Here is a 12,502-nt window from a genome sequence, read left to right on the forward strand (position 1 = left end):
CGTCACCCGTTGTGATCAATCAGTCTGTTTGAAAGGAGTTAACGATGCACGCAGAAGATAAAGCGCTGGTCGCACTGTTCGAAGGTCTGGACACTCCCGGGGTTTCGGATGCCCTGGACAAGCTGGGCCTGCCTGGCCACTGCTTTGGCGTCATGCCGCTGGACAACTACAAACAGGTAGTCGTGGGGCCTGCTTTCACGGTGAAGTACGTATCGGCGAGCGTGCCACCCGGCACCGTCGGTGACTTCATAGAAGACGTTGCTGAAGGCGATATCGTGGTCATCGATAACGATGGCCGCACCGATTGCACCGTGTGGGGCGACATCATGACCCAGTATGCCGGCACTCGGAACATCGCCGGTACGGTTATTGACGGTGTCTGCCGCGATGTCAACAAGGCCTTGGGCGATGCATATCCGCTGTTTACCCAGGGGCGTTTCATGCGCACAGGCAAAGACCGCGTTCAGGTCGAGTCGGTCAACCAGCCGGTGTCCATCGGCCAGGCCCGCGTGTGCGCGCGTGACATCATCGTGGCCGACGCCAATGGCGTCGTCGTGGTGCCGCGTGCTCGGGCGCAGGAAGTGGCCCAGGTGGCGCGTCAGATCGAAGCCATCGAAGCGGATATCCGCGCATTGATCAGCCAGGGCCGCACCCTCAAGCAAGCGCGTGAAGAGTTGGGTTATCACACCTTGCAACGCAAGTCCTAAACGTTGCTCTGCTGAGCCGCGATAAGCCAAAGGCGGTAAGCAGGCGTTTAGAGAGATAAACGCGGCACCTGCCGCCTTTTGCGTCCAGCCCCAGTGGCAACCCTGCAGTGCCAGCGCGCTTACAGGTATATCTGTTATGCCCACATTGTTTAGCAGGCGTTGCTACACCGCTCTAACATAGGGGCGCGCTTCGCGCCTTGCCTTAATACAGCCTGTCAGCGGTCACCCTGGAGCTTGCAGGCTTCCCTCGCTAGCCACGCTTGCGAATTGAACGTTTTCTCATAGGTTTACCGTGCACGCTGAAGCTCGTCTTCCCGGAGCCTCGGGCATTTTTTGCCTGGGCATGCTGCAGATTCTGGTCTGGGGCGGTTCGTTCTTTCTACTGGCGGTCATGGGTGACCCGATCATGCGCGACACCGGCTGGGCCAGCCAGTGGGTCTATGGCGCATTGTCGTTGAGCCTGATGATCTCGGCGCTGTTGGCGCCGATCTCGAGCCGTCTGGTGGCCCGTTATGGCGGCCGGGTGCAATTGGCCTGCAGTGGCCTGATTGTCGCGCTGGGGTTGTTGATCGTCGCCGCCAGCCAAACCCTGCCGATGTTTCTGCTGGCCTGGGCAGTGATAGGCATCGGCATGGCGGCGGGGCTCTATGAAGCCCTGTTCTCCACCCTCGGCGCTTTGTACGCGGAGCGCGCTGGCAGGGCAATCACCGGCATTACCTTGATCTCAGGCTTCGCCACGACCCTGGCTTGGCCGCTGATTGCATTGGCCATCGAACACGTGGGCTGGCGTGCCACCTGCGTGGGTTATGCGCTGCTGCTGGTGCTCGCGACCCCGCTTTATCTGAAAGTGTTACCCAGCGGTGGCAGGCTTCGCCAGGTCAAAGGCAGCACCGAGCCAAGCAGTCCGCCGGTTGACCGGCGCCTTTACCTGCTGTTGATCTGGATCTTCGCGCTGGGCGCGATCATCATGACGGCGATCTCGGTGCAGCTGGTAGCAGTGCTGCAGGGGCTAGGCTATTCGCTGGCGGCGGCGATTGCGCTATCGTCGCTGCTCGGCCCGAGCCAGGTGGCCTCACGGGTTCTGCAAATGATCGCAGGCAAGCGTCATCCGATCTGGACGGCGCTGGTGTCGGCGGTGCTGGTTGCCGTTGGGATGCTGCTGGTAGCCTTCGCGCCGGGCGCCACGGCAGTTGGCTTGCTGCTGTACGGCCTTGGCAACGGCTTGCGGGCGATCGTCCGTGGGTTGCTGCCGCTGGTGTTGATGCCGGCGTCGCAGTATGTGGCGCTGATGGGCAAGATGTCGCGCCCGTCGTTGATCGGGCAGGCGCTGACCCCCTTGGCCGGTGGCTATTTGATGCAGCACTTCGGGGCAATCTGCGTACTCGTCACGTTGTGCAGCCTGGCCGTGATCAACGTGGTGCTGGTTGGCCTGGTATTAAGGTCCTTGCAACGGTCTTCCGCTCAGCCGGCCTGAGCAGCGGTAGAGGAACTTCAGCATGAGCGATGAAAAACGAAGCGAGCGTCTGATCGAAGGGCCCGCGGGCCAGATTGAACTGATCATCGATGAACCGATTGGCCCGCCTAGAGGCGTGGTGGTCGTCAGCCACCCTCAGCCACTGCTGGGCGGTAGCCCGCATCACCTGGTGCCACTGACGCTGGCACGCAAGCTCAGTGCAGAAGGCTGGCGAGTGGTACGTCCGAGCTTTCGTGGCGTGGGTAAATCGACCGGTGTTCACGACGAAGGCATTGGCGAAAGCGAAGACAGCATCATCGTCATCAAGCACCTTCAGCGCTTGTACCCGGACCTGCCAATTGCGCTGGTAGGGTTCTCGTTTGGCGCACACGTGTTTGCTCGGGTCGCGTGCGTGCTCAATGACACCCTGCACGCGGTGGCACTCTTGGGGCTGCCAGTTGGACTGGTGCCCGGGGGACGCTTGTACGAGCCGCTAGCATTGCCTGACAAGTGCCTGCTGCTGCATGGCGAGCAGGACGAAATGGCGCCCTTGGCAAACCTGCTCGACTGGGCGCGGCCACAGCGCCGTGCGGTGGTGGTCTACCCTGGTTGCAATCACTTCTTCAAAGGCTGCCTGGCGCAGGTCGCGCAGCACGTGGCAAGGCACTTGAGCCACGCTAGCTGATCAACCCATGCGCCGGTTCGACGGCGTACCAGCCATATCCAGCGAATATATCGTTCAGGCCGTAAGGGTGCCTGCCGTGGTCTGCCATGTTGTGTGGGCTAGTAGCGATTGAGCCCATTCAGCGGGGCTCTCAAACGCTTGAATCTGTAACGCAGGGCGCCGACAGCAGGGCCAGGCTCATCTGCGTAATCCATGCTTCGATCCATACTTCATCGACCGGTATCGTGCGATGCCTCATGCTATCTGCAGTCTCGACCAGGGCCAGGATTGCCTCTACCGTCCCTGCAGTATCCTCAACGCGGAAATGCCCATCCAGCTTGCCTTGGTCGATGATGGTGAGCAAGGGCGCCTGAGAGCAGGCCAGAGCCTGCTCCAGCCATTTGCGCTTGCCAGGCTCTATGTGCCTCGACTCGTGGCGGAGCATTGTCACTTCGAAGGGGTGTGAGCGTTGACGCGCCAGCAAGAAACGAAGGTAACCGCGCAGGTCGCGGCTGTATGCGCCACGCTGCCAAGCTGCAAGGCGTTCGGTAAGGGTGTCTAGTAAAACATCCAGCAGTAGGTCCTGCTTGCTGGCCACGTGGTGATACAAACTCCCCGCTTGAATGCCCACACGCTCGGCCAGCTTGCGCATGCTCATGGCCCCATAGCCGACTTCAGCGATCAAGTCACGGGCGGCGCAAAGCAAGCGCTCATGGCTTTGCAAAACTTGAGTGGTCTCACGCATAAGCTGGGAGCCTGGATAATGCACGCAACATCCGACACAACACTCGCCGGCAGCGTCTTGGTTTAAGTGTCATAGCTATCGAACTCAGCTGCAGCATACAAAAAAGCCTGGGCAGGCCGCTGTGTCCGTCAGAACAGTAGCAGCCTGCTCAGGGGCAAACTCGGCTATTCGGCTTGGCCAGCAACTTGCAGAATGACGCGAGCCCGAAGGATTACCGGTGCATCGACCATTTGGCCATCCAGGGTGAATACCCCGGCGCCACCCTCGGCTTGCGCGACAACACGCTTTGCCCAATCAAGCTCCGAAGCTGAGGGCTTCAGCGCGCTGTGAATGACATTGACTTGGCCAGGGTGAATACACAGCGCCCCGCCAAAGCCCATATCGCGAGCGAACTGGACATGGCGATGGAGGCCGTCAACATCCTGAATGGCAGGGTAAACACCATCTAAAGGCGGGGCGAGGCCGCCAGCGCGACTGTGAAGCACGACTGCATATCGCGCGTGCGCCAAAACCTGCTCCGCTGCCTCGCTTGCGGTGCGCAGGTTAAGATCCACGCCCAGATCAAGACTGCCGAATGACAGGCGTTCAACACCTTTGCAATTGACCAGCGAGGGGAGGGCAACGAGCCCGCGGGCGCTCTCGATGATTGGCCAAACAGGCTTCGCAGTGGCGTGAGCAAGTTGGATCTGTTCCGCTGTTTCGGCCTTGGGTAGCAGAATGCCCCTGACTCCCGCATAACGCTGACACAGGGCCAAATCGGCTTCATGTGCCCAATGCCCTGGCGCATTGACGCGCACCAACACATTGGCCAACGGGTTATTCGTGAGGAAGTCACGCAGATTGTCCCGGGCCTGCTCTTTTGCGGTTTCTTCGACAGCATCCTCCAGGTCGACGATAACGCGATCAGCGCAGCTGGCCAGTGCCTTTGGGATGCGTTCAGGGCGACTGGCAGGCACAAATAGAGCGGTGCGAACGATAGCCGAATTCATCGGGTAATCTCCCCACTGAATTCGACTTCACCCGCTTGTGCCATTCCGGCCTCAGCGGTTGCCCAAAGCTGCGCCTTGCCAGCCTCCAAAAGCCGCCCACCCACCTCGAAATTATCAGGTGAAATCAGGGGGCGCAGGCCGCGGAAATTGAAGCGAAGCACGCGTGCGGTGGGGTTGGCGCGCTGGAACGCCCGCAAGTTAAGGGTGGCAATCAATGGCCCATGTACAACCAGCCCTGGGTATCCTTCGGTTTCGGTCACATACGGCCAGTCGTAATGGATGCGGTGGCCGTTGAAGGTGGCGGCTGAATACCGGAATAACAGCGTGGCTGTCGGTTCTATAGTTTCTTGCCAACTGCCCGTCGGGGCTGGGTCTGTACCGCTCAACTTGGGTGGCGTCGGTTCGCGGTAAACAATGTCTTGCTCTTCGACCAGTACATTACGCCCGTCCTGGACGTATTCATGTTTGACCGTGACGAAAAGCAGCGAGCCTGTGCGCCCATGCTTTTCTTCGACCTTGAGAATGGTGGAGCGACGGGATACTTGTGCCTCTACCCGTAGCGAGCCCAAAAACTCGATTCGACTGCCTGCCCACATACGGTTGCGATTGTCTGCCGGTGGGAGAAAACCACCGCGTGCAGGGTGCCCGTCAATACCCAGTCCGGCAGCATCAACCGGCTCCTGGAAAAATGCCCAATGCCAGAGCAACGGTAGCGGATCGCCAGTGCAAGGTGAGGGCTCACTCAACGTGGCGGCCAGACGCTTGACCAGGTTATGAGAGATGCAGTCATGGCTGATTTCGCTGCGGCCAATCCAGCTACTGAGGTCCTGTGTTGTCATTGTGGTTGTCCTCAAGGTTTCAAATATGCTTCGCGAGTTCGGGAACAGCTTCGAACAGGTCGGCGACCAGGCCATAGTCGGCTACCTGGAAGATCGGCGCTTCTTCGTCCTTGTTGATCGCAACGATCACTTTGGAGTCTTTCATGCCGGCCAGGTGCTGGATCGCACCGGAAATACCGACGGCGATGTACAGCTGCGGCGCAACGATTTTGCCGGTCTGGCCGACCTGCATGTCGTTGGGCACGAAGCCTGCGTCAACTGCTGCACGCGAGGCGCCGACGGCAGCGCCGAGTTTGTCGGCCAAGCTGTACAAGTACTTGAAGTTGTCACCATTGCCCAGGCCGCGGCCGCCGGATACGACGATCTTGGCAGCCGTCAGCTCCGGCCTGTCCGACGTGGCCAGCTCTTCGCCCACAAAGGACGACAGTTGCACGTCCGTGCCGCCTTTCAGCGCTTCGATAACTGCGCCACCGCCTGCTTCCTGTACAGGATCGAACCCGGTGCTGCGTACCGTGATGACTTTGATCGCCGCACTGGATTGTACTGTGGCGATGGCATTGCCTGCGTAGATTGGCCGCTTGAAGGTGTCCGCGGCTTCAACCGAAATAATTTCCGAAATCTGGTCCACATCCAGCAGAGCCGCGACGCGTGGCAGAACATTCTTGCCATTACTCGTTGCGGGTGCCAGAACATGCGTGAAGTCACGTCCCAGTTTGGCCAGCAGCGGAGCGATATTTTCTGGTAATTGGTGCGCATAAGCGGCATCGTCGGCAACCAATACCTTGCTGATACCCGGAATCTCTGCGGCGGCAAATGCCACGCCGGAAACATCATGGCCTGCCACCACTATCACGACATCCCCGCCAATCTGCTGGGCAGCCGCCACCGTGTTGAGCGTGGCACTGGCCAGTGTGTGATTGTCGTGTTCTGCTACTACCAGAATGGCCATTAGATTACCTTCGCTTCGTTTTTCAGTTTCTCGACCAGTTCGGCCACCGACTTGACCTTGATACCCGCGCTGCGGGCAGCAGGCGCTTCGACTTTCAGGGTCTTGTTGGTGGAGACAAGGGAAACGCCCAGATCGTCAGGCTTGACGGTCTCCAGCGGCTTTTTCTTGGCCTTCATGATGTTCGGCAGCGACGCGTAGCGCGGCTCGTTCAGGCGCAGGTCGGTGGTGACGATGGCCGGCAGGTTCAGCGATACGGTTTGCAGGCCACCATCGATTTCACGGGTGACATTCAGTTTGTCGCCAGCCACCTCGACCTTGGAAGCGAAGGTACCCTGGGCGTAGCCGGTCAGCGCGGCCAGCATCTGGCCGGTCTGGTTGTTGTCACTGTCGATGGCCTGCTTGCCGAGAATGACCAGCTGCGGTTGCTCTTTATCGACAACGGCCTTAAGCGCCTTGGCCACGGCCAGGGAGTTCAGCTCATCGGCGGCTTCAACCAGGATGGCACGGTCGGCACCCAGCGCCAGCGCGGTACGCAGCTGCTCCTGGGCAGTGGTCGGGCCAACGGAGACGACAACGATCTCGCTCGCCACGCCTTTTTCTTTCAGGCGAACGGCCTCTTCCACGGCGATTTCGCAGAAGGGGTTCATGGACATCTTGACGTTTGCAAGGTCGACACCGGAGTTGTCCGCTTTGACGCGAACCTTGACGTTGTAGTCGACGACTCGCTTGATTGCGACCAGCACTTTCATGGGCTGTGTTACTCCCTTCTACTCTTTTGGCTGCAGCTTAAAAAAGGGGTCAGATGACCCCACAAACGCGCAGTTCCTGAATTCGTTCGGCAGACAAACCCAGTTGGGCAAGGATGCGCTCACTGTGTTCGCCCAGCGCCGGTACTGGGTCCATGCGAGGGCTGAAAGCATTGCTGGTCGCCGGGGGGAGCAAGCTTGGAATACTGCCGCCCGCGGTCTCCACATTGCGCCAGCGCTCACGTGCCTGAAGCTGCGGATGCTCCCACACGCCCTGCATGTCATTGACACGGGCATTGGCAATGCTCGCGCCGTCAAGGCGCGCAATCACAGTATTGAAATCGAGCTTGGCGAAGGCCTCGATGATGAGTGCCCGCAACTGTTCGCGGTTTGCCACGCGCTTGAAGTTGGCAGAGAACCGATCGTCGTCGGCAAGCGTTGGCGTTAGCAGGACCTGTTCGCAGAACAAACGCCATTCGCGCTCGTTCTGCAGCCCGAGCATCACGGTGTTGCCGTCACCGGTGGGGAAGGGGCCATACGGGTAAATCGTGGCATGGGCAGCACCTGCGCGCGGAGGCGGCGCAGCCCCGTCATAGGCATAATAGAGGGGGTAGTTCATCCACTCGACCAGGCTTTCGAGCATGGACACATCGACGTGACTGCCTTCACCGGTCTTGCCCCGCAGAAGCAGGGCTGACAATACACCGGTGTAGGCGTACATGCCCGCGGCGATGTCAGCGATTGAGTTACCTGCCTTTGCCATCTGGTCTTCGCCGGGGCCCCCTGTTACAGACAGGAAACCGCCTTCACTCTGGATTAGCAGGTCATAGGCTTTCTTCTGCTCATACGGCCCTCCCGCCCCGTAACCTGAGATGTCACAGACGATCAGTTTAGGGAAGCGCTGATGCAATGCTTCGAACGACAAACCCAAGCGCGCAGCGGCGCCTGGTGCCAGATTTTGTACCAATACGTCGGCCTGCTCCAGCAACTGGTCGAGTATGTCGCCAGCGATGTCCTGCTTGAGGTCCAGTGACAGGCTTTCTTTGGAGCGGTTGGTCCAGACGAAGTGCGAGGCCAAGCCATTTACGCGTTGGTCATAACCACGGGCGAAGTCACCGACACCCGGGCGTTCGACTTTGATCACCCGCGCACCAAGGTCGGCCAGTTGACGGGTGCAGAAAGGGGCCGCAATAGCATGTTCAAGGCTGATGACGGTAATGCCGTCGAGCGGCCGGATACCTGTGAGCTGGCTCATGGCTTTTTTATCTCTTTTGTCATGTCATGTCCTTGCCGTCTTGGCGACAAGGGCCGACTTCGGTCAGAACGAGCGTGGCAGTTCCAGCAGGTGTTCGGCCACATACGACAGGATCAGGTTTGTGGAAATTGGGGCCACTTGGTACAGGCGGGTCTCACGGAACTTGCGCTCGACGTCGTATTCATTGGCAAACCCGAAACCGCCATGTGTTTGCAGGCAGGCGTTCGCCGCTTCCCAGCTTGCTTTGGCTGCAAGGTACTTGGCCATGTTCGCAGCGGCACCGGCATTACGGCCGCTGTCATATTCCTCACAGGCGCGCCAGCGCATGAGGTCGGCCGCTTCGATCTCGATGTGCGCCTCGGCAATCGGGAACTGCACACCTTGGTTCTGCCCGATCGGACGGCCGAATACCACGCGATCGCGGGCATATTGACTGGCTTTCTCGATGAACCAGCGACCGTCACCGATGCATTCTGCAGCGATCAGCGTGCGCTCGGCATTGAGGCCGTCGAGGATGTAACGGAAGCCTTTGCCTTCTTCGCCAATCAGGCTGCTGGCTGGGATTTCGAGGTTGTCGAAAAACAGTTCGTTGGTTTCGTGGTTGACCATGTTGGCAATCGGTTGCACGGTCAAACCATTGCCAATGGCCTCGCGCAGGTCGACCAGGAAGATCGACATGCCTTCGGACTTTTTCTTCACCTCGGCCAGCGGCGTAGTGCGGGCCAGCAGGATCATCAGATCAGAATGCTGAATCCGCGAGATCCAAACCTTTTGCCCGTTGATGACATACTTGTCACCCTTGCGTACCGCGGTGGTCTTGATTTTGGTGGTGTCGGTGCCTGTAGTGGGCTCGGTAACACCCATCGATTGCAAGCGCAGTTCGCCACTCGCCAGCTTAGGCAGGTAGTGGCTCTTTTGCTCCTCGCTGCCATTACGCAGCAGGGTGAACATGTTGTACATCTGGCCGTGGATGGTGCCGGAGTTGCCCCCACAACGGTTGACTTCTTCAAGAATGACCGACGCCTCGGCCAGCCCCAGACCGGAGCCACCATACTCTTCAGGAATCATCGCCGACAGCCAGCCGGCGTCGGTCATGGCTTTTACGAAGGCTTCAGGAAATCCCTTCTCCTCATCGATCTTGCGCCAGTACTCGGCAGGGAAATCACCGCACAATGCGCGAACGCCTTCGCGGATAGCATTGAGTTCGTCGTCGTCGTAGTCGCTCATTATTGTTCTCCAGGTGGTGGGGGCTGGCAGCCTTGTCGTGGCTCGGCTGCCAGCCCACACCAAACACAGTCAAAGAGGCTGGAAGCCCAGTGCAGCGCGGAAACGGTTCTTGATGTAATGACCATCACGCGGCGGCAACACTCTTGGGGGGTTCTCTGCCTTGATTTTCACGGTGGCAAGCTTTACGCCTTCACGCGTAGCGAAACGCTCGCGCAGGTCATGTACCCCTGCCATGTCGCGAATCTCGCTCGTCCAGCTGAAGCCGCAGGTTTGCGCAACCTGGTCGAGCTTGATGCCAAAGCCTGCATGGCTGACCTGCATGCCGGTTTCGCCGAAGTGGCCGTTGTCCAACACCACAATGGTCAAATTGGCAGGTTTCTGCAGGGAGACAGTAGCTAGGGCGCCAAAGCCCATCAGCAACTCGCCGTCACCGGTGATGACAACTACCGACTTGTCCGGCTGAGCATTCGCCAGCCCAAGGCCTACGGTGATAGCGCTACCCATAGCCGCCCAGAGGTAGTAGTTACCGTCGTGATCACCGGCAGCCATCACGTCATAGGACGCCGAGCCGAGGCCTGTCACCACCAGCACGTCCTTACGATCGGCGAGCAGGGTGCGTACCACCTCACGGCGGCACAGCGTGTAGTTAGCGCTTACTTCACCCATTTCTTTTCTCCGATCAGGCGCTGGCCAAGCAGCAGGGCAGTGGCAGAATCACCGTTGAACGCCATGGTGGCGGCGCCATGGAGCAGCGGCGCCACGTCTTCTGGCTTATCTGCACGCCAGGTCATGACCTTCATCAATTGTAAGGAGGCTTCGGTCGCCTGACCCATCGGGTTCTGCCAGGCATTGAATTCAGCCCAATCGCCACGCATGGTCACGACCATCAGCAGGGGGAAGCCGGCGCAGTTCTGCAGAGCCAAGGTGTTGATGCAGTTACCCACACCGCTGGACTGCATCAGCAGCGCGCCCCGCTCGCCGCCGAGCCAGGCACCTGCCAGGTAGCCGATGCCTTCTTCTTCGGTAGTCAGTACGACGGCCTTGATATCAGGATCCTGATAGGACATGCGGATGGCTGCCGAGTGGCCAGCGTCCGGGACGAATACGACATGCTTGACGTCGTGGGCCTTAAGGACGCGAAACACGTCTTCTTGCCAGCTTTGTTCAGCTTCTTGCGATGACATGGTTGTCTCCAATGCTGCTCTTGTTTTGCCTCATCATGGAGCGAGCTTGCGGGAGCGACGACTACCATTTTTCACTTTTAGATATGCCGGATTGATATACCTCGACGGATGTTCCCGGCAACCGGTGAGGTATCACCAAATCAGATAGCTGCTAGGCCGCAACTGCACTTAATCAAGTCGGCCAACTACGTTAGCGTGATCGTTCGGCGTCTCTGCAGAGGCCGCGCTGGACCAACAACAATAAAATATGAGGGCACCACTATGTTCGATCGCGTACTTCGCTGGCTTTCGCCTCCCGCTGTAATGCCGTTCCCCTCTAAATGCCCTTGCGGCCAACTCGCTCTTGCCTACCTCGTTCCGTAATGCGCCGCTCACGCGGTGATCATGTTCATTACTCGATTACAGGTGGTTCATGAAATACCGTTTACCGCTGGCAGGCTGGATCCTGCTGGCCATGCTGCTGGGTGTACTCATCGGTTACAGCATTTTCCTCAATGCACCTGACAAGGCGACTGCTACTGAAATAGCCGGCTATGTCTCGATCGTCTCAGATGTGTTCTTGCGCCTGATCAAAATGCTGATTGGGCCATTGGTCTTCTCCACGCTGGTAGTCGGGATCGCGCACATGGGCGATGCAGGCTCGGTCGGCCGGGTTTTCGGCAAAGCCATGTTGTGGTTCATGACCGCATCGTTACTGTCGCTTGCGGTTGGCCTGATGATGGCCAATATCCTCCAGCCGGGGCAGCACTTGGCTCTACCATTGCCCGATGTGAATGCCACCACATCCCTGCAGACCTCAGCTTTCACCCTGAAAGGGTTTGTCACCCACTTGGTACCAAGATCGTTCGCTGAGGCGCTGGCGACCAACGAGATCCTGCAGATCGTTGTATTCTCCATGTTCTTTGGTGTTGCATTGGCGGCATTGGGGGAGAAAGCCAAAGGACTGGTGCGGCTTACCGATGAACTGGCGCAGGCCATGTTGGTGATCACCGGTTATGTGATGAAGCTTGCACCCTTGGCGGTGATGGCCGCCATGGCATCGACTGTTGCGATCAACGGCTTGTCGATCTTGGTGACGTTTGCCGTTTTCATGCGCGACTTCTATATAGGCCTGTCACTGCTCTGGTGCCTGCTGATACTGGCGGGTGCGATGTTCCTGGGGCGCAGGGTATTTTCATTGCTGCGGTTGATCAAAGAAGCTTTCCTGCTGGCGTTTGCTACAGCCAGTTCGGAGTCGGCGTATCCAAAGTTGCTGGCTGCGCTGGATCGCTTTGGTGTTTCGCGGAAAATATCAAGCTTCGTCATGCCCATGGGCTACTCATTCAACCTCGATGGTTCGATGATGTACTGCACCTTCGCTGTGCTGTTCATTGCCCAGGCCTATGGCATTGATATGTCGCTTGGAACACAGATACTCATGTTGCTGACACTGATGCTCACGTCCAAAGGGCTTGCAGGCGTACCGCGCGCTTCGCTGGTCGTCATCGCCGCGACCCTGGTGCAGTTCGACATCCCCGAAGCGGGTCTCTTGCTCATTCTAGGGATCGACACGTTTCTGGACATGGGCAGATCTGCCACGAACGCGGTTGGTAACTCGATCGCAACAGCAGTGGTTGCCAAGTGGGAAGGCGAGCTGTCACAAGAGCCTGTCGTTGTTTCGGCGAGCGCACCTGTACAGATCAATGAACGGGTAGTTGGATAGAGTGGTTGAGGTAGACCGCTCCCCAGGCGGGGAACGGTCTAC

General features: G+C 58.7%; 13 protein-coding genes. 4 read left to right on the plus strand and 9 right to left on the minus strand.

Annotated features, from left to right (window positions below):
- Window positions 1-44 precede the first annotated feature (44 nt).
- The 3 genes from ACIPIJ_RS22830 to ACIPIJ_RS22840 all read left to right on the plus strand — a co-directional run bounded on the left by ACIPIJ_RS22830 (window position 45) and on the right by ACIPIJ_RS22840 (window position 2,845).
- Window positions 45-707, plus strand: a complete 663-nt coding sequence (locus ACIPIJ_RS22830; protein ID WP_401080815.1) for an RraA family protein — start codon at window positions 45-47, stop codon at window positions 705-707.
- 343 nt (window positions 708-1,050) lie between these two features.
- Window positions 1,051-2,181, plus strand: coding sequence for an MFS transporter (locus tag ACIPIJ_RS22835; RefSeq protein WP_387524109.1), 1,131 nt, complete (start codon window positions 1,051-1,053; stop codon window positions 2,179-2,181).
- A 22-nt stretch (window positions 2,182-2,203) separates the two neighbouring features.
- Window positions 2,204-2,845: an alpha/beta hydrolase gene (locus ACIPIJ_RS22840; protein WP_401080818.1), complete on the plus strand. Its 642-nt coding sequence runs from the start codon at window positions 2,204-2,206 to the stop codon at window positions 2,843-2,845.
- Window positions 2,846-2,975: 130 nt separating this feature from the next.
- Here the strand turns inward: ACIPIJ_RS22840 and ACIPIJ_RS22845 are convergent, their stop codons facing one another.
- From ACIPIJ_RS22845 to ACIPIJ_RS22885, 9 genes are all read right to left on the minus strand, one after another.
- Complete coding sequence (locus tag ACIPIJ_RS22845) at window positions 2,976-3,569, minus strand: TetR/AcrR family transcriptional regulator (RefSeq protein WP_401080821.1); 594 nt, start codon at window positions 3,567-3,569, stop codon at window positions 2,976-2,978.
- Between the two features lie 164 nt (window positions 3,570-3,733).
- Window positions 3,734-4,558: an HpcH/HpaI aldolase/citrate lyase family protein gene (locus ACIPIJ_RS22850; RefSeq protein WP_401080824.1), complete on the minus strand. Its 825-nt coding sequence runs from the start codon at window positions 4,556-4,558 to the stop codon at window positions 3,734-3,736.
- On the minus strand, window positions 4,555-5,397 hold the full coding sequence (locus ACIPIJ_RS22855; protein WP_401080827.1) for a MaoC family dehydratase N-terminal domain-containing protein: 843 nt from the start codon (window positions 5,395-5,397) through the stop codon (window positions 4,555-4,557). Before ACIPIJ_RS22855 ends, ACIPIJ_RS22850 begins: the two co-directional genes overlap by 4 nt.
- Window positions 5,398-5,416: 19 nt before the next feature.
- Entirely contained in the window at window positions 5,417-6,346 is a 930-nt protein-coding gene (locus ACIPIJ_RS22860) for an electron transfer flavoprotein subunit alpha/FixB family protein (RefSeq protein WP_401080829.1), read from the minus strand.
- Entirely contained in the window at window positions 6,346-7,095 is a 750-nt protein-coding gene (locus ACIPIJ_RS22865) for an electron transfer flavoprotein subunit beta/FixA family protein (protein WP_401080832.1), read from the minus strand. Before ACIPIJ_RS22865 ends, ACIPIJ_RS22860 begins: the two co-directional genes overlap by 1 nt.
- 49 nt (window positions 7,096-7,144) lie before the next feature.
- On the minus strand, window positions 7,145-8,347 hold the full coding sequence (locus ACIPIJ_RS22870; protein WP_401080835.1) for a CaiB/BaiF CoA transferase family protein: 1,203 nt from the start codon (window positions 8,345-8,347) through the stop codon (window positions 7,145-7,147).
- A 63-nt stretch (window positions 8,348-8,410) separates the two neighbouring features.
- Window positions 8,411-9,574, minus strand: coding sequence for an acyl-CoA dehydrogenase family protein (locus tag ACIPIJ_RS22875; RefSeq protein ID WP_401080838.1), 1,164 nt, complete (start codon window positions 9,572-9,574; stop codon window positions 8,411-8,413).
- 69 nt (window positions 9,575-9,643) lie between these two features.
- Window positions 9,644-10,240, minus strand: coding sequence for a thiamine pyrophosphate-dependent enzyme (locus tag ACIPIJ_RS22880; RefSeq protein WP_387524084.1), 597 nt, complete (start codon window positions 10,238-10,240; stop codon window positions 9,644-9,646).
- Entirely contained in the window at window positions 10,228-10,758 is a 531-nt protein-coding gene (locus tag ACIPIJ_RS22885) for a thiamine pyrophosphate-binding protein (RefSeq protein WP_265967733.1), read from the minus strand. Before ACIPIJ_RS22885 ends, ACIPIJ_RS22880 begins: the two co-directional genes overlap by 13 nt.
- 412 nt (window positions 10,759-11,170) lie before the next feature.
- Here ACIPIJ_RS22885 and ACIPIJ_RS22890 point away from each other — a divergent pair, with 412 nt between their 5' ends.
- Window positions 11,171-12,460, plus strand: a complete 1,290-nt coding sequence (locus tag ACIPIJ_RS22890) for a dicarboxylate/amino acid:cation symporter (RefSeq protein ID WP_401080841.1) — start codon at window positions 11,171-11,173, stop codon at window positions 12,458-12,460.
- Window positions 12,461-12,502: the final 42 nt, after the last annotated feature.

Origin of the sequence: Pseudomonas sp. NPDC087185 (assembly GCF_044744955.1) — a bacterium.
GTDB lineage: Bacteria > Pseudomonadota > Gammaproteobacteria > Pseudomonadales > Pseudomonadaceae > Aquipseudomonas.

Excerpts from the sequence above, each read along its gene's own strand:
- ACIPIJ_RS22845 (WP_401080821.1), bottom strand. The coding sequence starts at position 3,569 with ATGCGTGAGACCACTCAAGTTTTGCAAAGCCATGAGCGCTTGCTTTGC.
- ACIPIJ_RS22875 (WP_401080838.1), bottom strand. The coding sequence starts at position 9,574 with ATGAGCGACTACGACGACGACGAACTCAATGCTATCCGCGAAGGCGTT.
- ACIPIJ_RS22870 (WP_401080835.1), bottom strand. The coding sequence starts at position 8,347 with ATGAGCCAGCTCACAGGTATCCGGCCGCTCGACGGCATTACCGTCATC.
- ACIPIJ_RS22850 (WP_401080824.1), bottom strand. The coding sequence starts at position 4,558 with ATGAATTCGGCTATCGTTCGCACCGCTCTATTTGTGCCTGCCAGTCGC.
- ACIPIJ_RS22865 (WP_401080832.1), bottom strand. The coding sequence starts at position 7,095 with ATGAAAGTGCTGGTCGCAATCAAGCGAGTCGTCGACTACAACGTCAAG.
- ACIPIJ_RS22885 (WP_265967733.1), bottom strand. The coding sequence starts at position 10,758 with ATGTCATCGCAAGAAGCTGAACAAAGCTGGCAAGAAGACGTGTTTCGC.
- ACIPIJ_RS22830 (WP_401080815.1), top strand. The coding sequence starts at position 45 with ATGCACGCAGAAGATAAAGCGCTGGTCGCACTGTTCGAAGGTCTGGAC.
- ACIPIJ_RS22880 (WP_387524084.1), bottom strand. The coding sequence starts at position 10,240 with ATGGGTGAAGTAAGCGCTAACTACACGCTGTGCCGCCGTGAGGTGGTA.
- ACIPIJ_RS22855 (WP_401080827.1), bottom strand. The coding sequence starts at position 5,397 with ATGACAACACAGGACCTCAGTAGCTGGATTGGCCGCAGCGAAATCAGC.
- ACIPIJ_RS22860 (WP_401080829.1), bottom strand. The coding sequence starts at position 6,346 with ATGGCCATTCTGGTAGTAGCAGAACACGACAATCACACACTGGCCAGT.
- ACIPIJ_RS22840 (WP_401080818.1), top strand. The coding sequence starts at position 2,204 with ATGAGCGATGAAAAACGAAGCGAGCGTCTGATCGAAGGGCCCGCGGGC.
- ACIPIJ_RS22890 (WP_401080841.1), top strand. The coding sequence starts at position 11,171 with ATGAAATACCGTTTACCGCTGGCAGGCTGGATCCTGCTGGCCATGCTG.
- ACIPIJ_RS22835 (WP_387524109.1), top strand. The coding sequence starts at position 1,051 with ATGCTGCAGATTCTGGTCTGGGGCGGTTCGTTCTTTCTACTGGCGGTC.